At 64.3% G+C, this 23,880-nt stretch carries 18 protein-coding genes; 9 read left to right on the forward strand and 9 right to left on the reverse strand.

The features are described 5' to 3' along the window. Positions 1-108: 108 nt before the first annotated feature. On the reverse strand, positions 109-1,488 hold the full coding sequence (locus tag OH491_RS00435) for a methyltransferase MtaB domain-containing protein (protein WP_145929114.1): 1,380 nt from the start codon (positions 1,486-1,488) through the stop codon (positions 109-111). A 307-nt stretch (positions 1,489-1,795) separates the two neighbouring features. Here OH491_RS00435 and OH491_RS00440 point away from each other — a divergent pair, with 307 nt between their 5' ends. The 4 genes from OH491_RS00440 to groL all read left to right on the forward strand — a co-directional run bounded on the left by OH491_RS00440 (position 1,796) and on the right by groL (position 6,776). After that, a complete protein-coding gene (locus tag OH491_RS00440; protein ID WP_334319733.1) occupies positions 1,796-2,440 on the forward strand; it encodes a phosphopantothenoylcysteine decarboxylase in 645 nt (214 codons plus the stop codon). Positions 2,441-2,663: 223 nt separating this feature from the next. Further along, on the forward strand, positions 2,664-4,589 hold the full coding sequence (dnaK, locus tag OH491_RS00445) for a molecular chaperone DnaK (protein ID WP_068772983.1): 1,926 nt from the start codon (positions 2,664-2,666) through the stop codon (positions 4,587-4,589). Between the two features lie 187 nt (positions 4,590-4,776). Continuing rightward, positions 4,777-5,073, forward strand: coding sequence for a co-chaperone GroES (locus OH491_RS00450; protein ID WP_068772982.1), 297 nt, complete (start codon positions 4,777-4,779; stop codon positions 5,071-5,073). A 74-nt stretch (positions 5,074-5,147) separates the two neighbouring features. Further along, positions 5,148-6,776, forward strand: a complete 1,629-nt coding sequence (gene groL / locus OH491_RS00455; RefSeq protein ID WP_068772981.1) for a chaperonin GroEL — start codon at positions 5,148-5,150, stop codon at positions 6,774-6,776. Positions 6,777-7,050: 274 nt separating this feature from the next. On the opposite strand, the gene OH491_RS00460 is transcribed toward groL, so the two are convergent. Next, positions 7,051-7,725, reverse strand: coding sequence for a DNA polymerase III subunit epsilon (locus OH491_RS00460; RefSeq protein ID WP_068772980.1), 675 nt, complete (start codon positions 7,723-7,725; stop codon positions 7,051-7,053). A 201-nt stretch (positions 7,726-7,926) separates the two neighbouring features. Then, the gene (locus OH491_RS00465; protein ID WP_334319732.1) at positions 7,927-8,574 is read right to left on the reverse strand and encodes a LamG domain-containing protein; all 648 of its coding nucleotides are present in this window, start codon (positions 8,572-8,574) and stop codon (positions 7,927-7,929) included. 12 nt (positions 8,575-8,586) lie between these two features. Between OH491_RS00465 and OH491_RS00470 the strand changes: the two genes are divergently transcribed. After that, the gene (locus OH491_RS00470; protein WP_334319731.1) at positions 8,587-9,075 is read left to right on the forward strand and encodes a hypothetical protein; all 489 of its coding nucleotides are present in this window, start codon (positions 8,587-8,589) and stop codon (positions 9,073-9,075) included. 376 nt (positions 9,076-9,451) lie between these two features. Here the strand turns inward: OH491_RS00470 and ppdK are convergent, their stop codons facing one another. Next, positions 9,452-12,301, reverse strand: coding sequence for a pyruvate, phosphate dikinase (ppdK, locus tag OH491_RS00475; RefSeq protein WP_068772977.1), 2,850 nt, complete (start codon positions 12,299-12,301; stop codon positions 9,452-9,454). A 219-nt stretch (positions 12,302-12,520) separates the two neighbouring features. Here ppdK and OH491_RS00480 point away from each other — a divergent pair, with 219 nt between their 5' ends. Beyond that, positions 12,521-13,834, forward strand: a complete 1,314-nt coding sequence (locus tag OH491_RS00480) for a PLP-dependent aminotransferase family protein (RefSeq protein ID WP_068772976.1) — start codon at positions 12,521-12,523, stop codon at positions 13,832-13,834. A 98-nt stretch (positions 13,835-13,932) separates the two neighbouring features. Further along, positions 13,933-14,586, forward strand: a complete 654-nt coding sequence (gene rrtA, locus OH491_RS00485; RefSeq protein WP_068772975.1) for a rhombosortase — start codon at positions 13,933-13,935, stop codon at positions 14,584-14,586. A 48-nt stretch (positions 14,587-14,634) separates the two neighbouring features. Here rrtA and trpB read toward each other — a convergent pair whose 3' ends face one another. Continuing rightward, positions 14,635-15,861 carry a tryptophan synthase subunit beta gene (gene trpB / locus OH491_RS00490; protein WP_068772974.1) on the reverse strand — a complete coding sequence of 409 codons (1,227 nt, stop codon included), beginning with the start codon at positions 15,859-15,861 and terminating at the stop codon, positions 14,635-14,637. Positions 15,862-16,008: 147 nt separating this feature from the next. Between trpB and OH491_RS00495 the strand changes: the two genes are divergently transcribed. After that, complete coding sequence (locus OH491_RS00495) at positions 16,009-17,817, forward strand: GAF domain-containing protein (RefSeq protein ID WP_068772973.1); 1,809 nt, start codon at positions 16,009-16,011, stop codon at positions 17,815-17,817. A 120-nt stretch (positions 17,818-17,937) separates the two neighbouring features. Then, entirely contained in the window at positions 17,938-18,888 is a 951-nt protein-coding gene (locus tag OH491_RS00500; protein ID WP_068772972.1) for a Ppx/GppA phosphatase family protein, read from the forward strand. Between the two features lie 88 nt (positions 18,889-18,976). Here OH491_RS00500 and meaB read toward each other — a convergent pair whose 3' ends face one another. The 4 genes from meaB to OH491_RS00520 form a co-directional block, all read right to left on the reverse strand. Further along, positions 18,977-20,137: a methylmalonyl Co-A mutase-associated GTPase MeaB gene (meaB, locus tag OH491_RS00505; RefSeq protein WP_342750801.1), complete on the reverse strand. Its 1,161-nt coding sequence runs from the start codon at positions 20,135-20,137 to the stop codon at positions 18,977-18,979. Positions 20,138-20,284: 147 nt separating this feature from the next. Next, on the reverse strand, positions 20,285-21,103 hold the full coding sequence (eutC, locus tag OH491_RS00510; protein ID WP_084442697.1) for an ethanolamine ammonia-lyase subunit EutC: 819 nt from the start codon (positions 21,101-21,103) through the stop codon (positions 20,285-20,287). Further along, positions 21,069-22,469, reverse strand: coding sequence for an ethanolamine ammonia-lyase subunit EutB (locus OH491_RS00515; protein WP_068772970.1), 1,401 nt, complete (start codon positions 22,467-22,469; stop codon positions 21,069-21,071). The genes eutC and OH491_RS00515 overlap by 35 nt, the downstream gene beginning before the upstream one ends. Positions 22,470-22,539: 70 nt before the next feature. After that, entirely contained in the window at positions 22,540-23,862 is a 1,323-nt protein-coding gene (locus OH491_RS00520; protein ID WP_068772969.1) for a TRAP transporter large permease, read from the reverse strand. Positions 23,863-23,880 lie beyond the last annotated feature (18 nt).

Here is a 23,880-nt window from a genome sequence, read left to right on the forward strand (position 1 = left end):
AAAGAGGAAAGATAAAGAATAAAGAGGAAAGAGTGTTGATGGGCTACGCGGGGTTTTAGGGGGCCATATATGCATCCCGTGCGCGGGACCGGGAACCTTGGCCGGCGCTCACACGCCGTATTCAGCCGGCAAATACTTGCCGGCATCCACGACCTGTTTCTGAGCCTCGATGAATTCCGGCTCGTTGTCCGGCAGGTCATCCAGTTGCGCCTCGATGCGATCAAAAAACGCGGTCTCGCGCGCCTCCAGTTTGAGCGCGCCGGAGGCATGCCCGGTCTTCAACTCCACCAGCGCCGCGCGCGCGGCGGCGACTCCGGCGCGGTAATAATCGGGGGCGTCCACGATGGCTTGCGCCACCGCGATGACGCTTTCCGGACGCAGCACCCACGCCTGCGGGTCGAGGCCGGCGTCGCTCTCCACGAGCCAGCGCCGGAGCGTGAGCGCCGATTCGCGGCCCTCGGCCAGGGCGCGGTTCATGAGGCGGCAGTCGTAGATGAGCTGTTCCATGTAACAGGTCGGCGCCATGCCGCCGAGCAGCTTGATGTTTTGCACGGATTCGTTCGACCAGGTGTCGGCGTAAACGGCGGCGATATTGCCCAGCGGGCTGAGGTGCGCGCACGCGGCGGTTTTGCCTTCCATTGCCATGGGATAGCCGGTGATCGCCTTGAGAAACGGATTTTCGTAGCCGCAGTCCTTGCCGGGGCCAACTGCGCCGTGCTCGTAGGCGACGAGCGAACGCACCGCCGACACCGCACGCACCACGGCGGCGAACACGCGCGGGATCATGCGTTGCTCGGCCAGCACCATCGCGGTGTTGCCAAAGCCGCAGGCCGTGTCGCCCGCGCACACCGCGCCGTGGCGCCGGGCGATTTCATTGAGCCTGTCCCAGAGAAACGCCATGTCGCGGACGCCGAGCGAGCACATCGCGTAGATGACCTGCCCGATGTCGCATTGGAGCAAGGCCTCGTCGTGCAGTTCTTTTCCGCCGACCGACTCGATGCTGAGCAACTCTGCGCCGGCCTTGGCCGCGCCTTCAAACAATTCCTGCATGCGCTCCCAGTGCTCGCCGTGGCGCATCAGCGGCGGGCGGGCGAACTCGCGGTTGTCGTTTGGCGTCATGCGGAGCACGGAGGGCAGGCCGTGTTTCACATGCGTGTCGTTCATCGCATCGAGCAGGATGTTCGCCAGCTCCAGTCCGTAGGCCGGCGTGGAGGTCATCGGCGGCACGGTCTCGAATTCGATGACGACGCCGGGAGCCTCCAGTTCCACGGCGCGCTTGAGCGCGCCGGTGATGATGTCGCGATAGTGGCGCGCGACTTCCGGCATGGTCGCGGCGGTGACATCCATCGCGGGCAGCGTGAAGTTGAGTTCGGGATAAACCACGCCGCCGCCGATGTGCAGGCCGCGGCGTGTGCGCAGGGGTTTCGGGGCGATGCCGAAGAGGAGGTCCCGGGAGTTGGAGATGGCGAGTTGACGGTATTTCATCATGAGGGGAAGTTCGCTTTTCAGCCTAGCAGCCGGGCGTCTTCGCGGGATTGCACTGTTGTGCTTGTTTTTTTCACTTTTGTGTGGCGCGGGTCGGCGAAGGCGCGCGCGGCATGGGAAAATCGTTCGCCTATGCGTTCCGCCCAGGGTTCTTTCCTCTTTATTCTTTCTCTTTCCTCTTTCGTCAGGAACGGACGGGGGAGAAAGAGGAAAGAGAAAGAATAAAGAGGAAAGAACCCTGGGCAGGGAACGAGGATGTTTTTTGGGGCCGCTATGGACAAACCCCCGTTTGCATGACAGGTGTGGCGCGGTGAAAACAAGCACGCCCCCCCGCATCCTCCTCACCGCCGGACCGACGCGCGAGCACATCGATCCGGTGCGCTTTTTGAGCAACGGATCCAGCGGGCGCATGGGCTACGCGCTGGCCGGTGAGGCGGCCGCGCGCGGTTGCGCGGTGGAGCTGGTGAGCGGCCCGGTGTCGCTCCCCGCGCCGGAGGGCGTGACCGTGCACCGCGTCGTGTCGGCGGCGGACATGCTGGCGGCGTGCGAGCCGCTGTTTGGCGCATGCGATGTGTTCATCGCGGTGGCGGCGGTGTCGGATTACCGTCCGCGTGTCTTCGCGCCGGAGAAAATGAAAAAAAACGGCGGGGTGCTCACACTGGAATTCGAGCCGACGGTGGACATCCTGAAAACACTGGCCGCCCGCAAGCACCCCGGGCAGACCGTGGTCGGCTTCGCGGCGGAAACGCGCGACGTGGAGGCTTATGCGCGGCGCAAACTGGAAACGAAAAATCTCGACTGGATCGTGGCCAACGACGTGAGCCGCCCGGGCATCGGCATGGACGCGGCCGACAATGCCGTGCTGCTGCTTTCGCGCGCCGGGGCGCGGCTTGCCTTTGGCCCGGCGCCGAAGCAGGCCGTGGCCGGTTTTATTTTGGACCATGTGCTTTGCTGACGACCGCGACCGCCGGGCTCGCGGACGAGATGGCAGGATGCGTTTTCCCTGTCTCAAACTGTGACATCGTCACGGGTACCGTGAGACATGATGGCCCAAAATCGGCATTTGGCGCTGCCGTACTCCGGCTGACTCGATTGGTTGGAAATTTTTAATTAACTTATGAACACAATCTAACAAATTCATCCGACTCCCGGGGCACATCCTCTGCTAAAGATCTGGCATGGCTCACATTTTAGGCATCGACTTAGGCACCACCAATTCCTGCATGTCCGTCATGGAGGGCGGCGAACCTGTCGTCATCCCCAACGCCGAGGGCGCGCGCACCACCCCTTCCGTGGTTGCCTTCACCAAGACCGGCGAACGTCTCGTCGGCCAGGCCGCCAAACGACAGGCCGTCACCAACCCCTCCAACACCATCTTCTCCGCCAAGCGACTCATCGGCCGTAAATATTCCGAGATCAAGGATGAGGCCGCCGCATTCCCCTTCAAAGTCGTCGAGGGCAAAAACGGCGACGCCTACATCGAGGCGAAAGTCGGCGACAAAACCGAGACCTTCGCCCCGCAGCAAATCTCCTCGTTCGTTCTCGCGAAAATGAAGGCCGACGCCGAGGCCTACCTCGGCGAAAAAATCACGCAGGCCGTCATCACCGTCCCCGCCTACTTCAACGACGCCCAGCGCCAGGCCACCAAGGATGCCGGCAAAATCGCCGGCCTCGACGTGCTCCGCATCATCAATGAACCCACCGCCGCCTCGCTCGCCTACGGTCTCGACAAAAAGAAGGACGAGAAAATCGCGGTGTTCGACCTCGGCGGCGGCACCTTCGACGTGTCCGTGCTCGAAATCGGCGACGGCGTCTTCGAGGTGAAAGCCACCAATGGCGACACCCATCTCGGCGGCGACAACTGGGACGAGGCGCTGATCACCTGGCTTGTTGACTCCTTCAAAAAGGACAACGGCATCGACCTCCGCAAAGACCCGATGGCGCTCCAGCGCCTCAAGGAAGAAGCCGAAAAAGCCAAGATCGCCCTCTCCTCCACGCAGAGCTACGACATCAACCTCCCCTTTATCACCGCCGACGCGTCCGGACCGAAACACCTCACTGTCACGCTCAGCCGCGCGAAAATGGAGCAAATCTGCGAGGACCTTTTCGCCCGCTGCACCCCGCCCTTCAACAACTGCCTCCGCGACTCCGGCCTCACCACCTCGCAAATCGACGAACTCGTCCTCGTCGGCGGCATGACCCGCATGCCCAAGGTCGTTGAAATCGCCAAGCAGCTCGCCGGCAAGACACCCCACCAAGGCGTGAACCCCGACGAGGTCGTCGCCATCGGCGCGGCCATCCAGGGCGGCGTGCTCAAGGGTGACGTGCGCGACGTGCTCCTCCTCGACGTGACACCGCTCACGCTCGCCATCGAGACCGCCGGCGGCGTCGCCACGCCGATGATTCCGCGCAACACCACCATCCCCTCGAAAAAGTCGCAAACCTTCTCCACCTACTCGGACAACCAGCCCGGCGTCGAAATCGTCGTCCTCCAGGGCGAGCGCCCGATGTCCCGCGACAACAAACGCATCGGCGACTTCAAGCTCGACGGCATCCCGCCCGCGCCGCGCGGCACGCCGCAAATCGAGGTCACCTTCGACATCGACGCCAACGGCATCCTCCACGTTTCGGCCAAGGACCTCGGCACCGGCAAGGAGCACAAAATCAAAATCGAGAACTCCTCCGGCCTGTCCAAGGACGAGGTCGAGCGCATGACCAAGGAGGCCGAGCTTCACGCCGCCGAGGACAAGAATCGCAAGGAAGCCGTCGAGACCAAAAACCAGCTCGACAGCACCATCTATCAGCTCGAAAAAGCCCTCAAGGATGCCGGCGACAAACTCCCCGCCGACGTGAAGGCCAAGGTCGATCCCGCCATCGCCGACGCGAAAAAAGCGCTCGAAAGCGATGACGCCGGCAAGATGAAAGCCGCGCTGGAAAGCCTCCAGAAGATCGGCGCCGAGTTCTACGCCCAGGCGCAGCAGGCCGCCGGCGCCGCAGGCGCGCCGCCGCCTCCGGGCGGCGAACCCAAGAAAGACGAGCCGAAAAAAGCCGATGTTGTCGACGCCGACTTCGAGGTCGTGGACGACGACAAGAAGAAAGGCTGAAAACCAGAAGGCTGAAGAGCTGAAAAAGCCCTTCGGCCGGAACCATCGGTCCCACCAACCAGCGACTTGTCGGTCCCGTTTATCCCCTTTGCCAGAGCCAGCCACTTTCGCCCCCGCGCCTCCCGCGCGGCGGGCGTCTCCCAAAAAACAACTCCGTTAGTAGCAACCCAACAAAACAACCAACACTATGGCCAAAATCAAAATCAAGCCCGTCGGTGATCGCGTCCTCGTGAAGCACATCGAGGAAAAAGAACAAGTCCGTGGAGGCATCATCATCCCGGATTCCGCCAAGGAAAAACCGCAGGAAGCCGAAGTCATCGCCCTCGGCACCGGCAAAAAAGACGAGAACGGCAAGATCGTTGCCTTCGAAGTTAAGATCGGGGACAAGGTGCTCATCAGCAAATACGGCGGCACCGAGGTCAAAATCGACGACGAGAAATACACCCTCGTCCGCGAAGACGACATCCTCGGCATCTTCGCCTGAGCCCGGGTATCCAAAATACCACCACACCTAAAGACTCAAACTGAAACGCTTAACCTAAACTTAATCCTACTCACATGGCAGCCAAACAACTCATTTTCGACGAAGCCGCCCGCCAGAAACTCCTTCGCGGTGTCGAGACCCTCTCCCGCGCCGTCAAGGCCACCCTTGGACCCAAGGGCCGCAACGTCGTCATCGATAAAAAATTCGGTTCCCCGACCGTCACCAAGGACGGCGTCACCGTCGCCAAGGAAATCGAATTGCCCGATCCCTACGAAAACATGGGCGCGCAAATGGTGAAGGAAGTCGCCTCCAAAACCTCCGACGCCGCCGGCGACGGTACCACCACCGCCACCGTGCTCGCCGAGGCCATCTACCGCGAAGGCCTCAAGAACGTGACCGCCGGCTCGAACCCCGTTTACCTGAAACGCGGCATCGACAAGGCCGTCGAGGCCGCCGTCGCCCAGCTCGCCAAGCTCTCCAAGAAGGTCAACGACCGCGAGGAAATCCGCCAGGTCGCGACCGTCTCGGCCAACTGGGACACCACCATCGGCGACATCATCGCCGATGCCATGGACAAAGTCGGCAAGGACGGCACCATCACCGTCGAGGAGGCCAAGTCCATCGAGACCACCCTCGACGTCGTCGAGGGTATGCAGTTCGACAAAGGCTACATCTCGCCCTACTTCGCCACCAACAACGAGAGCCTCGAAGCCGTCCTCGAGGACGCCTACGTGCTCATCCACGAGAAGAAGATTTCCAACCTCCAGGAATTCCTTCCCCTCCTCCAGACCGTCGCGAAGACCGGCAAGCCCTTCCTCATCATCGCCGAGGAAGTCGAGGGCGAGGCCCTCGCCGCGCTCGTCGTGAACAAGATTCGCGGCACCATCAACGTCTGCGCCGTCAAGGCCCCCGGCTTCGGCGACCGCCGCAAGGCCATGCTCGAGGACATCGCCATCCTCACCGGCGGCAAGTGCATCACCGAGGATCTCGGCCTCAAGCTCGAGAACCTTGCCATCGCCGACCTCGGCCGCGCCAAGCGCATCGTCGTTGACAAGGAGAACACCACCATTGTCCAGGGCTCCGGCAAGTCCTCCGACATCCAGGCCCGCGTGAAACAAATCCGCCGCCAGATCGAGGAGACCACCAGCGACTACGACCGCGAGAAGCTCCAGGAGCGCCTCGCCAAGCTCGCCGGCGGCGTCGCCGTCATCAACGTCGGTGCCACCACCGAGGTTGAAATGAAGGAAAAGAAAGCCCGTGTCGAGGACGCCCTCCACGCCACGCGCGCCGCGGTCGAGGAAGGCATCGTCGCCGGCGGCGGCGTCGCCATCCTTCGCACCGCGAAGGCCATCGACGACCTCGCCCTCGAGGGTGACGAAAAGATCGGCTCGCAAATCGTGCGCCGCGCCATCGAGCATCCGCTCAAGCAGCTTTGCGCCAACGCCGGCATCGATGGCGGCGTGGTCGTGAAGGAAGTCTTCTCGTCGAAGGGCGCCGTCGGCTACAACGTGGCGACCGACAAGTTCGAGGATCTCGTGAAAGCCGGGGTGGTTGACCCGACCAAGGTGACCCGCACCGCGCTGCAGAACGCCGCCTCGATCGCCGGCCTGCTGCTCACCACCGAGTGCATGATCACGGACATCCCGGAAAAGGAAAAGGCCCCCGCCATGCCTCCCGGCGGCGGCGGCGGCATGGACTACTAAGTCCGCCTGCCGTATCCTGAAAACCGATACGAACAAAAAGGCCCGCGCCAATCACCAACCCAAAAGCGCCACCATTCCGGTGGCGCTTTTTTATTTCCCGCAGAGTATTCAAATGAAACTGGGTATGTTTTGGGGCTGAATAGCTTGGTTAGAGCATTTCCTATTCATTCTGTCGCAAATAAACCATGTCCCCGTAGTGCCCGCGGCGCGACGCAAGATCGCGCCCTACATGCGACAGAATAAATAGGAAATGCTCTATTATAAATGCTCCAAATCAGAACAGCTCGTCCTGGCGCAGCGCGTCGCGTTTCGCGGGGCTGGCGGTGCTCGTTTGCAGCAGCCACGGCACGCTCATCGCGGCAAATTCCTTTCGCCGGCCGAGCGCCAGCAGCAACAGCGCCGCCGCCAGCGCGTCATACAGGGCCGCATGATACCGCGCCCGCCCCGGCGGACAATGCTCGCGCGCCAGGGCGTCGAGTTCGTCCTGCAACCCCAGCGCGACCGTCAGGCGCGACAATTTTCCCGAATCAAGCCCCGGGAAAATTTCCGCATGGAGCCGGCCCGTGTCTATCCAGGGGCCCCAGTCAATCACCGCGCCGGGCGCTCTCCCGTGGCGGGAAAAATCGGGCGACACGCGCGGATAGGGCCAGACGGACTTGAGCAGCGAATTCTCCACATGCGCGTAATGTGCCGCCAGCGGGCCGGTTTCGCGTAACGCGGCGAAACGCGCGAACTCGTCCGAAAACGGCGCGCAGTGCGCGACCGTTTCCTCGCTCAATCCGTGCACGACCGAGTCCTCCGCGCGCACGCGCCCTGTCGCGCGGCAAAGCCGGGTGTGGGTTTCGATCACGCGTCCGCCAAGCAGCGTCGCCACGCCGAACTCCAGGATCCCGGACGCGATGCTTCCCTCGAAGTCGATGAAGTGAATCGGCGTGTCGGCCCAGTGCATGGCCGCCAAGCCCAACGCACGGGCGGACGAAAATCGAATCAATATTTTGAACAGAAGGAAACGAAGGCCACGCAGAGAGCCAACAATCAAAAAAGGTCTTCTTGGTTCCCTTTGTTATCTTCTGTTCAAAAAAACCGAACCATTAAAATAGCCACAAAAACGCACAAGAAGCACAAAAACAATCACTCCAACCAATAACCATTAACGGCATTCTTTGCCCTCTTTAGTTTTCTCTGTGCCATAAGAACCAACCGATTTTGCGTCGGCGGCGATTTCAGCCGGAGTGCGGACCGTCGGATGGAAACGGATTTCCCGAATCAGGCCCTTGAACCATGAAATTTTGTTTTGCCGCACCCCGATTGAAGTCCGGCCCGGCACGGGGAGCGTGCCGAAATCGACTTTGCCCGCGCCTTGCAGTTCGCCGTCCACGTAGTGCCTCAGCGTGCTTCCGTCATAAACCGTGGCGGTGTGATGCCAGCGTCCGCCGGGATGGCGTTTGGCAGTGTCGATCAGGGCGAGGCGGTTTTTCTGGTCCTTCATCAGATAGGAATCGAGGCACCACGCGCCTTCCGCATCCATGCGCAATTCAACCAGCATGCGAGGGCCGCCCCCGTCTTTTTCCATGTGAAGGAAACGCTGTTCGCGCGGGCCGTCGCCGTCGGGCTTGAAAATGATCTCCACGGTGAATTTTTCCCAGCCCGCGATGGGAGCAGCCGGGAGCATCAATCCGTCCCCGGTTCCATCGAAGCGCACGGCGCGGCCCGACGGTGTTTCCACGGCGGAAGGGGAGCCGGTCACCTCGACGGGCAGTCCGCCGATCGATTCCAGGCTGTCGATTTTCCACATCATTGGCGCGGCGTCGTGCCGTGGATCGCCGCCCGCATGCGCCGTGTGTATCAGAAAAAAGAATACAATAAGGGCGGCGGCCGCGATTTTCGCGGGATGGGAAAGCGGGCGGTTCATGCCCGCAGGATGCAAAAACCGGCGTGCGGCCTGCAATCCGATAAGGACACGAGACGCGCGCAACATGGGCTGACAGTTGGAATGGGGATGCATTTCCCTATTCAAATCCATCAGCCAATGGCGTCAGTATTTGAGCCGCGCGTTTTCGTGCCCGCATTTCGGGCACGGGCACTCCTCGGGGCTGCCGGCGGCGGCATAGAGATGCTCGCAGCGCACGCAGAGAAAGGTGGATTTGCGCCGTTCGTGATCGAAAAGCGCGTAGTCGCGGCGATCATAGAATATCCACATCGCGAGAAAGAGGGCCGCGACAAGAAAACAATAGATGACCACGATGGTGACCAAATCCATGCCGTGATTCTGGCGGCGGAGGCGGCGGGCGCAATTTAATATCAGGTCTGTTCTGCGGGGAGGGAGGACTCTCCGAGTCCTCCCTCCCTTTTTTGCGAAACATGGCGTCCATTTTCGTTCGTGATGTACGACACGGAGACTGTCCCTCCAAAAATCAAAACACCAAGGGAAATGGCATGAATGGCATCATACCGATTCCGCAGCAGGTAGGGCGAGGCGTCCCCGCCGAGCCGTTGCTGGCCCACGGCTCGGCGGGGACGCCTCGCCCTACCCAGAAGGATGATTCTAATTGGGAGATGGCAGCACTCCGTTCCCAACAAACCTTTTTCGCGGCATGAAAAAGCCCCGCGCTTTTCGGGCGCGGGGCTTGGAGGGAGTTTTCGGAGCGCCTTGGGCGTCCGGGCGGATGCGCGGGTTATTTTTTCTTCGCGGGCTTGCCGGCCTTCGCTTTTGCAGCGGGCTTTTTCGCGGCAACCGCGGCTTCTTCCACCGCGGCTTGCGCGGCGGCGAGGCGGGCGACGGGGACGCGATAGGGCGAGCAGCTCACGTAGGCGAGGCCGAGCTTGTGGCAGAATTTCACCGAGTCGGGGTCGCCGCCATGCTCGCCGCAGATGCCGAGCTTGATGTCGGGGCGCGTGGCGCGGCCATTCTCGATGGCGACCCGCATCAGCGCGCCGACGCCGGTCTGGTCGATGGAGGCAAACGGGTTTTTCTTCACGATCTCCGCCTCCTGGTAGGCGCCGAGGAAGCTGCCGGCGTCGTCGCGGCTCATGCCGAGCACGGTCTGCGTGAGGTCGTTGGTGCCGAAGCTGAAGAACTCCGCGGTCTGCGCGATTTCACCGGCGGTGAGCGCGCCGCGGGGCACTTCGATCATGGTGCCGACCTTGTAGGTGAGGCGGACTTTCTGCTCCGTCTGCACGGCCTTGGCGGTCTCGTTGACGATGGCGACCTGGAGATCGAGTTCCTTCTTGAAGCCGACGAGCGGGATCATGATTTCCGGGCGGGCCTTGACGCCGGCCTTCTGGGCCTCGGCGGCGGCCTCGAACACGGCGCGGGCCTGCATGCGCGTGATCTCGGGATACTTGATGCCGAGGCGGCAGCCGCGGAAACCGAGCATCGGGTTGAACTCGTGGAGTTCGTTGACGCGGGCCATGATGCGCTCGACGGGAATCTCGAGTTTGCGCGCGAGGTCCATCTGCTGCTCCTTTGTGTGCGGGAGGAATTCGTGCAGCGGCGGGTCGATGAAGCGGATGGTGGCGGGGAAGCCCTTGAGCGCCTTGAAGATTCCGAGGAAGTCGGCGCGCTGGTAGGGCAGCAGCTTGGCCAGCGCGGCCTCGCGGGCCGCGACGGTGTCGGCGAGGATCATCTCGCGCATGGAGTCGATGCGGTCGCCCTCGAAGAACATGTGCTCGGTGCGGGTGAGGCCGATGCCGGTGGCGCCGAACGCGATGGCGTTGGCGGCCTGGTCGGGCGTGTCGGCATTGGTGCGCACCTGGAGTTTCGTGGCCTTCGCGCACCACGCCATGAGCTGGGCGTAGTGTTTGAATTTCTCGGTCTTCTGCGCGGCCTTGTCGTCGTGCAGGAGGCCGGCGATGATTTCCGAGGGGGCGGTCTTGATCTGGCCCGCGTAAATGGTGCCGTTGGTGCCGTCGATGGAGAGGTAGTCGCCCTCGGCGAAGGTCTGGCCGTCGATGGCCGCGATCTTTTTGTCGTAATCGATCTGCACGGCGGCGGCGCCGCAGACGCAGACCTTGCCCATCTGGCGGGCGACGAGCGCGGCGTGGGAGGAGACGCCTCCGCGCGCGGTGATGATGCCTTCGGCGGCGATCATGCCGCGCAAGTCCTCGGGAGAGGTTTCGATGCGGGCCAGAAGCACCTTCTCGCCTTTCGCGGCGGCGGCGACGGCGCGGTCGGCGTTGAAGTAGATCCTGCCGGTGGCGGCGCCGGGGCCGGCGGGGAGGCCGGTGGCGATGGGCTTCGCCTTCTTCACCTCGGCGGGGTCGAAAATGGGGGCGAGGAGCTGGTCGAGCTGGTCGGCGGGGTTGCGGAGGATGGCGGTTTTCCAGTCGATGAGTTTCTCGCGCACCATGTCCATGGAGAACTTGAGCGCCGCGGCGGCGGTGCGCTTGCCGTTGCGCGTCTGGAGCATGAACAGCTTGCCTTCCTGGATGGTGAACTCGATGTCCTGCACGTCGCGGAAATGCTTTTCCAGGATGGAGCGGACGCGGAGGAGCTCGGCGTAGGACTTGGGCATCTCGTCCTTGAGGTTGGCGACGGGCTCGGGCGTGCGCACGCCGGCGACGACGTCCTCGCCCTGGGCGTTGATGAGGAACTCGCCGTAGAATTCGTTGGTGCCGTTGGCGGGGTTGCGGGTGAAGGCGACGCCGGAGCCGGAGGTGTCGCCGGTGTTGCCGAAGACCATGGCCTGCACGTTGACGGCGGTGCCCCATTCGGTGGGGATGTTGTATTTGCGGCGGTAAACGATGGCGCGGTCATTCATCCACGAGCCGAACACGGCGCCGGCCGCGCCGCGGAGCTGGTCCCACGGGTCGTTCGGGAAGACTTTGCCGGTGCGCTCCTTGACGAGGTCCTTGAAGCGTTTGACGAGTTCCTGCTGGTCGTCGGCGGTGAGCTTGGAGTCCTCAATGTCGGTTTGATAGACCTCGTGCTTGTAGGCGTGGATGAGGCTCTCGAACGGCTCGTGGTCCTCGCCCTCGCGCTTCTGCACGCCGAGCACGACATCGCCATACATCTGGATGAAGCGGCGGTAGCAGTCCCAGGCGAAGCGGGGGTTCCTGGTGGCTTTTTCGAGCGAGAGGACGGTCTGGTCGTTGAGACCGAGGTTGAGGATGGTGTCCATCATGCCGGGCATCGAGTCGCGCGCGCCGGAGCGGACGGCCACGAGCAGCGGGAAACCCTCGGCGTCGCCGAACTTGGTGCCCATGATGCGCTCCATGTTCTTGATGCCGGCCTCCATTTGCGCCTGCAACGAGGACGGGTAGCTCTTTTTGTTGGCGTAGTAATAAGTGCAGACCTCGGTGGTGACGGTGAAGCCGGGGGGCACGGGGAGCCCGATGCGGGTCATCTCGGCGAGGTTGGCGCCTTTGCCGCCGAGGAGGGGTTTCATGCCGCCGTTGCCATCGGCCTTGCCTGCGCCCCACGTGTAAACGTATTTGACCGCCTTGCCGGCGGAAGATTTCTTGGCGGCAGGTTTGGAAGCCTTGCCCGCCGGTTTGGAGGATTTTGCAGATTTCGATTTAGCCATGATAGGAAGAAGTGAGCCGTTTTTGCGCGGCAGGGGATTGCGCCGACACAAAGAGCTAACGCAATAGGGGTTGTCCCATAAGTGTCAACGGCACAGAGGAGTCTTCGAACTAATAGGCAGCCCGGACGGCGGGTGATGCGCCTGCGTCCATGCGGTCGGGGAGGGCGATTTCCAGCATCGCGCCCGGCTGTTTTTTTCATCAAGTTTACCACTCCTGCAATGAAATCCGGGCCCGAATTACTTCGCTCCACCATCGCGTATTCCGCACTCGGCCAACGCGCGGATCCTCCGATCATCGCGCGGCTCATGGCCATGGCGCTGGAGACGCCGGGCCTGCTTTCGCTCGCGGCGGGATTCACGGACAACGCCACGCTGCCCGCCGACTTCATCCGCTCGGCGCTGGAGACGCTCGCGGCGCGGGCGGGCGAGCCGGAGCACCTGCAATACGGCACCAACCAGGGCCGCGCCGGACTCCGTCGCGCGCTGGCGGAACGCGTCGCCGCGATGGACGCCGCGCTCGCCCCGCCCGGCGAGGCCGCCGCCGTCCCGGATGCGGCGGCGCTGGAGGCTGCCGCGTTTGTGACCAACGGCTCGCAGCAGGCGCTTTATCTCGCCATGCAGGTGCTCTGCGAGCCGGGCGACATCGTGCTGGTGGACCGGCCGAGTTATTTTGTTTATTTGGAAATGCTGCGCGGGCTCGGCGCGCGCGCCCGTTCGCTGCCGCTCGGCGAGGATGGGCGCCTCGACGAGATCGCGCTGGGGCGGATGCTCGACGCGCTCTCCGCGAGCGGCGAGGCGGCGCGTGTGAAGGCGGTTTATTTCGTGAGTTATTTCTCCAATCCCTCCGGCCGTTCGCTTGACGAGGACGAGAAAAACACCCTCGCCCATGCGCTTTTGTCGCGCGGCCTGGCGGTGCCGGTGGTGGAGGACGCGGCCTACCGCGAGTTGTATTTCGATTCCGAATACAAGGCGCGCGGCGTGCTCTCGCTGCCCGCGTGGGAGGCGTTTCCCAAGCTCTACACCGCGACGCTCACCAAGCCCTTCGCGACCGGCCTGAAGACCGGCTTCGGCATCTGCTCCGACCGGGAGTGGCTGGAAAAGATGCTGCACGTGAAGGGTCATCACGACTTCGGCTCGGCCAATTTCAACCAGGCGGTGCTCGAACACGCGCTGGCCGCCGGCGACTACGACCGCCAACTCGCGCGCATCCGGCCGGTCTATGCCCAAAAGATGGGCGTGCTGCACGGCACGCTCGCGGACGAGGGGCTGGCCTCGCTCGGCTGGAAATGGCGCGCGCCGTCCGGCGGACTTTACCTCTGGCTGGAGGCGCCGCGCGGGCTCGACACCGGGGCCGGTTCGAAATTCTGCCATGCGTGCATCGGGGCGGGCGTGCTTTACGTGCCGGGCGATTTGTGCTTCGGCGACGACGCGCCGGGAAACTTCATCCGCCTGAGCTATGGCGTGCTCGGCGAAGGCGACCTCGCCGAGGCCGCGCGGCGCTTCGCCGGCGTGGCGCGGGCGTTTCGTGCGTGAGCATGCATTCACCCGTGCCGCAAAGACCGGAGTAAAAATAAACTCCCGCGCAAAAAGTTCGTCATCGGCGCGGGCATCGTGAGAATCGCGCGTTTCCCATGCTTCCTCCGCTCAAGTCGCTCCTTGCCCCGCGCATGCTGCCGTGGTTTTTCCTGCCCGGCGGGGTGCTCTCGCTGCTTATCCAGGCCCAGCCGGACTGGGCGCGGGCGCTGGTGTATCACCGCGATGCCATCGTCGGCGGCGAATGGTGGCGGCTCTGGACGGGAAACTTCACGCACTTCGGCTGGTGGCACTTCGCCGCCGACACCGGCCTCTACATGCTCATCGGCTGGGCGCTCGAATACCGCTACCGTTGGTTCATCACCCTGAGCGGACTCGTGCTGATGCCCTTTGCCGTCACGCTCACGGTTTTCTTTTTCGATCCCGAAATGACGCGCTACGCCGGCCTGTCCGGCATCAATGTCGGTTTTCTCATCCTGCTCGCGCTGCTCGGCTGGCAGGCGTCGTGGAAAGATTGGTTCTGGCCCGCGCTGCTCGGCATCCACGTGCTGGAATTGATCCTGGAAATCAACCAGGGGCACTACGGCGGGGCCATGATCGCGTTTGACGAGCCGGGCATCCGCATCGCCACGCTTGCGCATGTCGGAGGGGGCGCCTTCGGCATCCTCATGTGGATCTCCATCAACCTGCTCAAAACCCAGGCGCTCCGTCCGCATGCCGTCGCGGCGAACGCGGCGGGAAAAGCTAGGTAGGGGCTTCGCTTGCGAAGCCCCTGCAACTCCGCGCTGCCGCGCCGCGGCTCAGTATTCCATGTCGGCGTAGTGGCCGTATTTTTCCATCACGAAGTCGATGTCCTTGTCGCCGCGTCCGCTCAGGTTCACGAGGATGTCTTGCGACGGGCGCTGCTTCGCGAGCTTGAGGGCATAGGCGACGGCATGCGCGCTTTCCAGCGCGGGAATGATGCCCTCGAGCCGCGAAAGCTGGAAGAACGCGTGGATCGCCTCCTCGTCCGTTGCGGTGCCGACGGTCGTGCGCCCGATGCTGTTCAGGTAGGCGTGCTCCGGCCCGACTGACGGATAATCGAGGCCGCTCGCCACCGAATAAACCGCCGACGGCTCGCCCTTGTCGTCCTTGAGCATGATCGAGTTGAACCCGTGCATCACGCCCTCGCTGCCGTGGCTGAGCGACGCGGCATGGTCGCCGGGCTTGGAGCCGCGCCCGAGCGGCTCGACGCCGTGCAGCTCGACCGGATCGTCGAGGAAGCCGGAGAAGATGCCCATGGCGTTCGAGCCGCCGCCGACGCACGCGACGACGTTGTCGGGCAGTTCGCCGGTCATCTCGATGAACTGCTCGCGCGCCTCGATGCCGACCACGCGCTGGAATTCGCGCACCATGAGCGGAAACGGATGCGGGCCGACCACCGAGCCGATGCAATAGATGCTGTTGACCGGGTCCTTCAGGTAGGCCTGGAACGCGGAATCGACCGCCTCCTTGAGCGTGCGCGCGCCGAACGACACCGGCACGACCGTCGCGCCGAGTATCCGCATTCTCACTACATTCGGATGCTCCTTCGCGATGTCCACCTCGCCCATGTGGATCTCGACCGGGATGCCGAAATACGCGCCGGCGGTGGCGAGCGCCACGCCGTGCTGGCCCGCCCCGGTCTCGGCGATGAGTTTTTTCTTGCCGAGGTATTTCGCGAGCAGCGCCTCGCCCATGCAGTGGTTGAGCTTGTGCGCGCCGGAGTGGTTCAGGTCCTCGCGCTTCAGGTAAATGCGCGCGCCGTCGATTTTGTTGCTGAGGTTGTTGCAATAATAGACCGGCGTGGGGCGGCCCTGGAAGTGCTTCCGGATGCTGCGCAATTCGCGGATGAAATCGTGGCTGCGGCAGATGCGCTGGTAGGCGCGGGCGATCTCGTCCATCTGTTCCTGGAGCTCCGGCGGGATGAAGGAGCCGCCGAATTTGCCGAAAAAGCCGCGTTCGTCGGGGACTTGGCGATGAAGGGGAAGCGAGGATTTTGTGTTCATGGGAAGGGTGTTACTGCTAGGCGGGCCCGCCGCGGACAGCGAGCATGAAAAGCGGGGCGGCTTCGCCGCCGGTTTGGGTTCTGACCCAAACTTCCAACTTAAACTTAAACTGGCGGCGAAGCCGCCTTTCCGCATGCTTCAGTCCCCGTGCAATCCCATCCGCCGCAGCCGCCAGCTCCGCACAGCCAAAACAACCGCGACCAAGACACCGCGGGCATCGTCCCGCCGCTCGACCCGGAGCTCAACGACGACCTTCGCGCCCTCCGCACGCTGCACCGCCTCGCCACCATCGCGCGCGATGAAACCGCGCCCCACCGCGACACGCTCAACGCGCTGCTCGTCGAAATCATCTCCGCGCTCGACGCCTCCGCCGGCGCCATCTCGCTGCTCAATCCCGACTCCGGCCAGCTCGAGATCGAGGCGCACGTAGAGCATCCCGGCGACGCCCACGACATTTCCCTGCGCCTCGGCCAGGGCCTCGCCGGCTGGGTCGCGCTCCATGCCAGCGCGCGCCTCATCCCCGATGTCGCCGACGAGCCGCGCCACATCCGGATCCGCCCCGCGTCACGCTGCGTCATGGCCGCGCCCATGGAGGACAACGGCCAGGTGATCGGCGTGATCAAGATCGACCACGACAAGCCCGCCGCCTTCAGCGAACGCGACCTGCGGCTCCTCGTCCACTACACCCGCGAGGCCACGGTCTGCGTCACGCGTCTCTGGCAGCTTCGCCAGCTCCGGGAAAAATCCCGCCAGCTCGAAACCCTCATCACCATCGGCCAGACCCTGGTCGCCAAACTCGAGGAACAGGAGCTTTTCGACACCGTCACCCGCGACACCCGCGAGATCATTCCCGGGCTCCCCGGTTGCGCGTTCTACCTGCACGATCCCGGGCGCCGCGCCGTCCGCCTCGTCTCGTTCAATCCGCCCACGCTCGACGCCCCCGCGCGCGACGCCGACCTTCCGCTCAACTCCTGCCTCGTCGCCTCCGCCATTCACACGCGCCGACAGGTCGAGTTCACCGACATCCGCGGGCCCGACTTTCTCGACCTCCTCGACCTCCCGCGCAATCCCGCGCCGCGCTCGCTGCTGGCCGAGCCGCTTGTATTCGAAAACGAAATACTCGGCGTGCTCGCCGTCTTCACCGACCACGTGCACCGCTTCAACAACGACGAGAAGCGCCTGCTCACCGCCATCGCCAGCCTCGCCGCCGTCGCCCTGCAAAACGCGCGCCTCTACTCCCGCGTTTTCCAGAGCGAGGACCTCCTGCGCAAAAACGAACAGCTCACCACCCTCGGCCTCCTCGCCGCCGAGATCGCCCACGAGATCCGCAATCCGCTCACCGTCCTTAAACTCCTCCACGGCGCGCTCGGCCTCGACTTTCCCGACGACGACCCGCGCCGCACCGACCTCCGCGTCATCGGCGAGAAACTCGACCAGCTCGAGGCCATCGTCACCCGCGTGCTGCATTTCGCGAAAGCGCCGGCCAGCCTCCACTCGCGCTGGCCGCTCGCCGACATCATCGACGACACCATCGTGCTCATCCGCCTGAAGCTCGCCCAGGCCAAGATCCAGCTCCGCTACGAACCGCCGCCGCGCTCCCTCATCGTCAACGTCCACAAGGGCCAGATCCAGCAGGTCCTCCTCAACGTCCTCCTCAACGCCATGCAGGCCATGCCCGACGGCGGACGCATCACGCTCGCGCATCACCTCTCGGGGGAGGCGGCCGGCGCGGCGCACCCGCGCATGGCGCACATCGACATCACCGACACCGGCGGCGGCATCCCGGAAAACGTGCGCGATCACCTCTTTACCTCATTCCTGTCCGGGCGTCCCGACGGCACGGGCCTCGGCCTCTCCATCGCCCGCCGCATCCTCGCCAGCCACCACGGCGACATCACGCTCGAAAGCAGCTCCGCCGCCGGCACCACGCTTCGCATCACGCTGCCAGTGGCGTGAAGAAATTTACGATTTACGAATTACGATTGAAAGCTGCTGCGCTCGTTTGCACCCGGCGCGGCAGCGCCATCAAATCGTAAATCGTAAATCGTAATTCGTAATTCGTAAATCGCCCATCCCATGTCCCTCGTCACCATCATCGACATCGGCAGCAACTCCATCAAAAATCTCGTCGCCAGCCGCGAGCGTCCCGGCGCGCCGGTCGCCGCGCTCAAGATGCGCACCATCGAGGCCCGCATCAGCGCCGGCATCAGCCAGGCCGCGCCCTCGCTCACCGAGGAAGGCATGGCCCGCGGGCTTGAGGCCGTCCAAAACCTCCTCGCCGACTCCGTCGGGCTCCCGCCGCATCCCGTCGTGCTCGTTGCGACCAGCGCCGTCCGCGACGCCGCCAACGGCGATGAATTCCGCCGCCGCGTCCGCGAGGCCACCGGCCACACCGTGCGCCTCCTCAGCGGCCAGGAGGAGGCCGCGCTGATCGGACGCGGCCTCCTTTCCGATCCCGTCCTTTCCGGCCTGCGCGACTTTCACGTCTTCGACCTCGGCGGCGGCAGCCTCGAATGCCTTGCGTTTGCCGGCCGTGAAATCCGCCATGCCGCGAGCCTCCAGCTCGGCTGCGTGCGCCTTACCGAACGCTGCATCCCCGATCCCGCGGCGCCCATTCTCCGCGACGCGCTCATTCGCGTGGCCGGGATCACCCGCGAGGTTTTTGCCAAAAGCGGTTTTCCCGCCGCGCTTCCCGACGGCGCCACCGCCGTCGGCACCGGAGGCACGCTCACCACCGCCCGCGCCATCCTCGGCGCCCTCGAAAACAAGGCGCTGCCCGACACTTCGCCCCGCCTTCCGGTCGAAAGACTCCGCGCATTGCTGCTCGATCTGGCTTCACAAACCCTCGCGGAGCGCCGCCGCGTTCCCGCGATGCCGCCCGGTCGCGCCGATGTTTTCCCGGCCGCGTTGATGACCCTTGTCACCATCGCCGAACTGGGCGGCTTCGACATCTATCACCATTCCTTGCGCAACCTCCGCTGGGGACTCGCCGATGAAAGTTTAATGCCGTTTCCTAACCCTTTATAGGCTTAGCGAGGTAGGGCGAGGCGTCCCCGCCGAGCCGTTGGTCGCCCGAGGCTCGGCGGGGACGCCTCGCCCTACCTTAAACTTCAACTTAAACTGCTGCTGGCGGCGGCGGCTTCGCCGCCGCCAGCAACTCCTTCGCCGCCGCGAGCGACGGTTTCACGCCCGCCGCCACCGCCTGCTCGATCTCGGCCACCGCCGCCCTGACCGCGGCGTTCTGATAAAACTCCGCCTGCAACGCCTCGCGAATCAGCGCATGCATCCACGCGATGGCCTGCTCCCGGCGGCGTTCCTCCAGCATGCCGCCCTTGCGGCACACGTCGAAAAACTCGCGCACCTTGTCCCAGAATTCCGTCACGCCCTCGCCCGTGCGGGCCGAGGCCGTCAGCGCGGGCGTCGTCCAGCCCTCGGTGGCCGGTTTCAGGTAATGCAGCACGCGCTCCAGCTCGGCGCGGGCTCCCAGCGCGCGGAGACGGTTGTCGCCGTCGGCCTTGTTGACGACGATGATGTCGGCCAGCTCCATCACGCCCTTCTTGATGCCCTGCACCTCGTCGCCCGCGCCGGCGATGGAGAGCAGCAGAAAGCAATCCACCATCGAGCGCACCGTGACCTCGTTCTGGCCGACGCCGACGGTCTCGACGATGACGATGTCGTAGCCCGCCGCCTCGCAAAGCAAAATGGCCTCGCGGCTCTTGCGCGCCACGCCGCCGAGCGAGCCGCCCGACGGCGACGGGCGGATGAACGCGCCCGGCTGCCGCGAGAGTTTTTCCATGCGCACCTTGTCGCCCAGGATGCTGCCGCCCGTCACGGTGCTCGACGGGTCCACGGCGAGCACCGCCACCCGGTGCCCTTCCTCGCAAAGCGCGCACCCGAGCGCCTCGATGATCGTGCTCTTGCCCGCGCCCGGGATGCCCGTGATGCCCACGCGCATCGAGCGGCCGGTTTCCGGCAGCACGCGCGCGAGAAGCTGCTGCGCGAGGTCCTGGTGCGCGGCGGCGTTGCTCTCGATGAGCGTGATGGCGCGCGCGAGGATGGTGGTGTCGCGCGCTTGGATGCCGGCCGCGTAATCGTCGATGGTCAACTGCCGGCGGCGCGGCGGCGCGGACGGCGCGCCAAACGTGCCCGCGCGGTTCACGCCCTCGACGACCCACGTGGCAAACGCAGTCCCGGCATTTTCCGGGACCCACTCCGGGCGGTCCCCGGCTGGCTGGCTGGTTTCGGCGTGATGAGCTTTTTCTTCCTCGGGTGTCATGATGCGCGGTCGAACGGCCAAAAACGGGCCATTTTCAACCATTGGGCAAGCCCGGAAAGAGGGGCGGGGCCGGCTTCGCCGGCCGGTTTAAGTTGGAAGTTTAAGTTTAAGCGCAGGCGTCGAGGGCTTGTTTCTTAAACTTAATCTTCAACTTAAACTGGCGGCTCCGCCGCCCGAATCCTTGAGCGCCACGCCGCTTGTGCCGCGGCGGGCGGATTCGGTCAGCAGGCGGGCGAGTTTGCCGGCCGCGGCGGCGGGCGGGAGGCCGGCGGGACGGATGTTGGAAATGCAGTTGCGATCCGCGTCGGTGCATTCGGGGCGCGGCCGGTGGGTGAAATAAGCGCCGAGGCTGTCGGGCGCACCGAGTCCGGGGCGCTCGCCCAGCAGCATGAGGGAATGGCGCGCGCCGAGGAGAAAGCCGATCTCGTCCTGAAGTTTCACCCGTCCGAACGGCACGAGCAGGAGCGGGTAAACGGTCCAGCCGTCGGCGCCGAGCGACGCGACGAGGCGGGTGACGGTTTCGACGGCGTGGCGGGCGACCGACTGCGCGGCCAGGCCGTCGGAGATGACAATGGCGAGGTCGCGCCGTCCCCAACGGGCGGCGAGGTCGCGCAGGCGCTCGCGGGATGCGTCGTCGAGGCGGCGTCCGAGATCGGGACGCAGCAGGTAGCCGGCCTTGTCGGAGACGGCGGTGGCAAGGAGTTCGGCGTCGAGGCCGTGTTGCGCGAACTGGCGCGCCAGCGCGGGGAGGTCGAGCGAGGCGTGGACGGCGTCGCGGGCGCGGGCGTGGGCGAGGCGGAAGTCGAGCACCGAGACGGTGCGCTGGCTGGCGCCGGCGCGGCCGAGCGCGATGCGCGCGGCGGTGTGGCGCTGGAGCGCCGCCCACGGGTCGCGGCCTTGGACCGGCTTCGGGGGCGAGGCCGCTCCGGGATTATCCGGTGAATCGTCCATCGGTGAGCAGGGCATGGGTGGGAGCGGCGGGCATGAGGCGGCGTCCGCCGGTGACGATGCGCATTTTTTCCAGCCAGGCCTCGAATTCCGGCGCGGGGCGCAGGCCGAGCGCCTGTCGGAGGTAGTGGCTGTCGTGGAACGAGGTGGATTGATAGCCGAGCATGATGTCATCGGCGCCGGGAATGCCCATGATGTAGGTGCAGCCGGCCACGCCGAGAAGCGTGAGCAGGTTGTCCATGTCGTCCTGGTCGGCCTCGGCGTGGTTGGTGTAGCAGATGTCGCAGCCCATCGGCAGGCCGAGGAGTTTGCCGCAGAAATGGTCCTCGAGGCCGGCCCGGATGATTTGTTTTCCGTCGTAGAGATATTCGGGGCCGATGAAACCGACGACGGTGTTGACCAGCAGCGGGCCGAAGGCGCGCGCGACGGCGTAGGCGCGGGCCTCGCACGTCTGCTGGTCGAGGCCGTGATGCGCGTCGGCGGAGAGCGCGGAGCCCTGGCCGGTCTCGAAATACATGACGTTGTCGCCGACGGTGCCGCGCCGGAGCGAGAGCGCGGCATCGCGGGCCTCGGCGAGGAGGGGCAGGGTGACGCCGAAGGCGCGGTTGGCCGCCTCGGTGCCGGCGATGGACTGGAAAACGAGATCGACGGGCGCGCCGCGCCGCATCACTTCGAGCGCGGTGGTGACATGGGCGAGCACGCAGGATTGCGTGGGGATTTCGTAGCGGTGGATGAGTTCGTCGATCAGGCGGAGCAGCGTTTCCATGGCGGGGACGCTGTCGGTGGCGGGGTTGATGCCGATGACGGCGTCGCCGCAGCCATAGAGCAAGCCGTCGAGGATGGAGGCCGCGATGCCGTGCGGATCGTCGGTGGGGTGGTTGGGCTGGAGGCGGACGGAGAGGCGGCCGGGCAGGCCGATCGTGTTGCGGAAGGCGGTGACGACGCGGCATTTTCCCGCGACGAGGATGAGGTCCTGGTTGCTCATCAGCTTGGAAACGGCGGCGGCCATCTCCGGCGTCAGCCCGGGCGCGAGCGCGGACAGGACGGCGTGGTCGGTTTCGTAGCGCAGCAGCCAGTCGCGAAACTGGCCGACGGTGAGCCCGGCCACGGGGGCGAAGGCGGCGCGGTCGTGGGTGTCGATGATGAGCCGGGTGACCGCGTCTTCCTCGTAGGGGATGAGCAGGTCTTCCAGAAAAAGCGTCAGGGGGACGTCGGCGAGGCATTGCTGCGCGGCGACGCGTTCCTCGGCGCTGGCGGCGGCGACACCGGCGAGCACGTCGCCGGAGCGGTGCGGCGTCGCCTTGGCCATAAGCTCGCGCAGGGAGCCGAAATGATACCGGCTCCCTCCTGCCGCCAGGGACCATCGGGACGGAGGACTGCTCATGTCGGGAAAGAGTGGAAAGATTGTCGGATGATTTTCAGCAGCGGGAATCGGGCCGGATTCGTTTTTTTATTTAGCGGGCAAACTGCGCCGGCAGCCAGAGGGCGATTTGCGGGAACAGCATGATGAGGGCCATCGACAGCAGCATGAGCAGGACAAACGGCACGATCGAAATGTAGATATCCTTGATCGTGAACTCGGGCGGCGACATGGCGCGCATAAGAAACAGATTATAGCCGAACGGCGGCGTCAGGTAGGCGATCTGGCATGTTATCGTATAAAGCACGCCGAACCACACCGGGCTGAAACCGAGTTTGGAAATCAACGGAATATAAAGCGGCGCCACAATCACGAGCATGGCGGTGTCGTCCAGGAAAATGCCGAGAATGATAAACGAGAGCTGCATGAGCAGCAGCACCGACCACGGGGAAAGGCCCCAGTCGTTGAGGAACACGCCCTCGATGGCGCGCACCGCGCCCAGGCCGTCAAACACCGCGGCAAAGGCGAGCGCCGCCATCATGATCCACATGAACATCGCGCTGGCGTTGAGCGTTTGCACGAGGGTGTTGTAAAACACCTTCTTGGTCAGCCGCCTTCTGAAAAAGGCGACCAGAAGCGCGCCGAGCGCGCCCACGGCGGAGCTTTCCACCAGGCTGGTGAACCCGAAGAAAAACGAGCCGATGACGGCCACCATGAGCACCAGCGGGATGATTCCGGCGCTGAGCACGCGGATTTTTTCGCGCCAGGTGAAATTGCGCTCCGAGGCCGGCAGCACCGGGCCAAGCTCGGGCTGTATCCAGCAACGGATGATGATATAGAGCAAAAACAATCCGGCGAGCAGCAGTCCCGGCACGACGCCGGCCAGCCAGAGTTGCTCGATGGGCTGGCGCGCGATCATGCCGTAAAGCACGAGCACCACGCTCGGCGGCGTGAGGATGCCCAGCGAACTGCCCGACTGGATGATGCCGCTGATCATGCGCTTGTCGTAGTTGCGCTTGACCAGCTCGGGCAGGGCGACGCTGCATCCGATGGCCATGCCCGCCACGCTCAGGCCGTTCATGCACGAGATGAGGACCATGAGCAGCATGGTGCCGATGGCGAGACCGCCGCGCACGCCGCCCGTCCAGACGTGCAACGCATGATAGAGATCGTTGGCCACGCCCGACTCGGAGATCATATAGCCCATGAAAATGAACATGGGCAGCGTGAGCATGGGATACCAGTTGAAGAGTTTGATGGCGGCGTTGAAGCCCATCTCGGTGTCCCAGTTGTTTCCCCACAGGAACAAGGCGCAAACGACGCCGACAAACCCCATGACGCCGAACACACGCTGCCCGGTGAGCATGAGCAGCATCAGCGAGGAAAACATCAACAGGATGACTATTGAGGGACTCATTGTATTAATTCACGGATA

It is taken from the genome of Termitidicoccus mucosus (genome assembly GCF_038725785.1).
In the GTDB taxonomy this organism is placed as follows: domain Bacteria; phylum Verrucomicrobiota; class Verrucomicrobiia; order Opitutales; family Opitutaceae; genus Termitidicoccus; species Termitidicoccus mucosus.

What these genes read in the sequence shown, in the direction of transcription:
- OH491_RS00460 (WP_068772980.1), bottom strand. Translation starts at nt 7,725, where the DNA reads ATGCACTGGGCCGACACGCCGATTCACTTCATCGACTTCGAGGGAAGC.
- eutC (WP_084442697.1), bottom strand. Translation starts at nt 21,103, where the DNA reads ATGCCCTGCTCACCGATGGACGATTCACCGGATAATCCCGGAGCGGCC.
- OH491_RS00480 (WP_068772976.1), top strand. Translation starts at nt 12,521, where the DNA reads ATGAAATCCGGGCCCGAATTACTTCGCTCCACCATCGCGTATTCCGCA.
- rrtA (WP_068772975.1), top strand. Translation starts at nt 13,933, where the DNA reads ATGCTTCCTCCGCTCAAGTCGCTCCTTGCCCCGCGCATGCTGCCGTGG.
- OH491_RS00435 (WP_145929114.1), bottom strand. Translation starts at nt 1,488, where the DNA reads ATGATGAAATACCGTCAACTCGCCATCTCCAACTCCCGGGACCTCCTC.
- OH491_RS00500 (WP_068772972.1), top strand. Translation starts at nt 17,938, where the DNA reads ATGTCCCTCGTCACCATCATCGACATCGGCAGCAACTCCATCAAAAAT.
- OH491_RS00450 (WP_068772982.1), top strand. Translation starts at nt 4,777, where the DNA reads ATGGCCAAAATCAAAATCAAGCCCGTCGGTGATCGCGTCCTCGTGAAG.
- OH491_RS00520 (WP_068772969.1), bottom strand. Translation starts at nt 23,862, where the DNA reads ATGAGTCCCTCAATAGTCATCCTGTTGATGTTTTCCTCGCTGATGCTG.
- OH491_RS00465 (WP_334319732.1), bottom strand. Translation starts at nt 8,574, where the DNA reads ATGATGTGGAAAATCGACAGCCTGGAATCGATCGGCGGACTGCCCGTC.
- groL (WP_068772981.1), top strand. Translation starts at nt 5,148, where the DNA reads ATGGCAGCCAAACAACTCATTTTCGACGAAGCCGCCCGCCAGAAACTC.
- trpB (WP_068772974.1), bottom strand. Translation starts at nt 15,861, where the DNA reads ATGAACACAAAATCCTCGCTTCCCCTTCATCGCCAAGTCCCCGACGAA.
- meaB (WP_342750801.1), bottom strand. Translation starts at nt 20,137, where the DNA reads ATGACACCCGAGGAAGAAAAAGCTCATCACGCCGAAACCAGCCAGCCA.
- ppdK (WP_068772977.1), bottom strand. Translation starts at nt 12,301, where the DNA reads ATGGCTAAATCGAAATCTGCAAAATCCTCCAAACCGGCGGGCAAGGCT.
- dnaK (WP_068772983.1), top strand. Translation starts at nt 2,664, where the DNA reads ATGGCTCACATTTTAGGCATCGACTTAGGCACCACCAATTCCTGCATG.
- OH491_RS00515 (WP_068772970.1), bottom strand. Translation starts at nt 22,469, where the DNA reads ATGAGCAGTCCTCCGTCCCGATGGTCCCTGGCGGCAGGAGGGAGCCGG.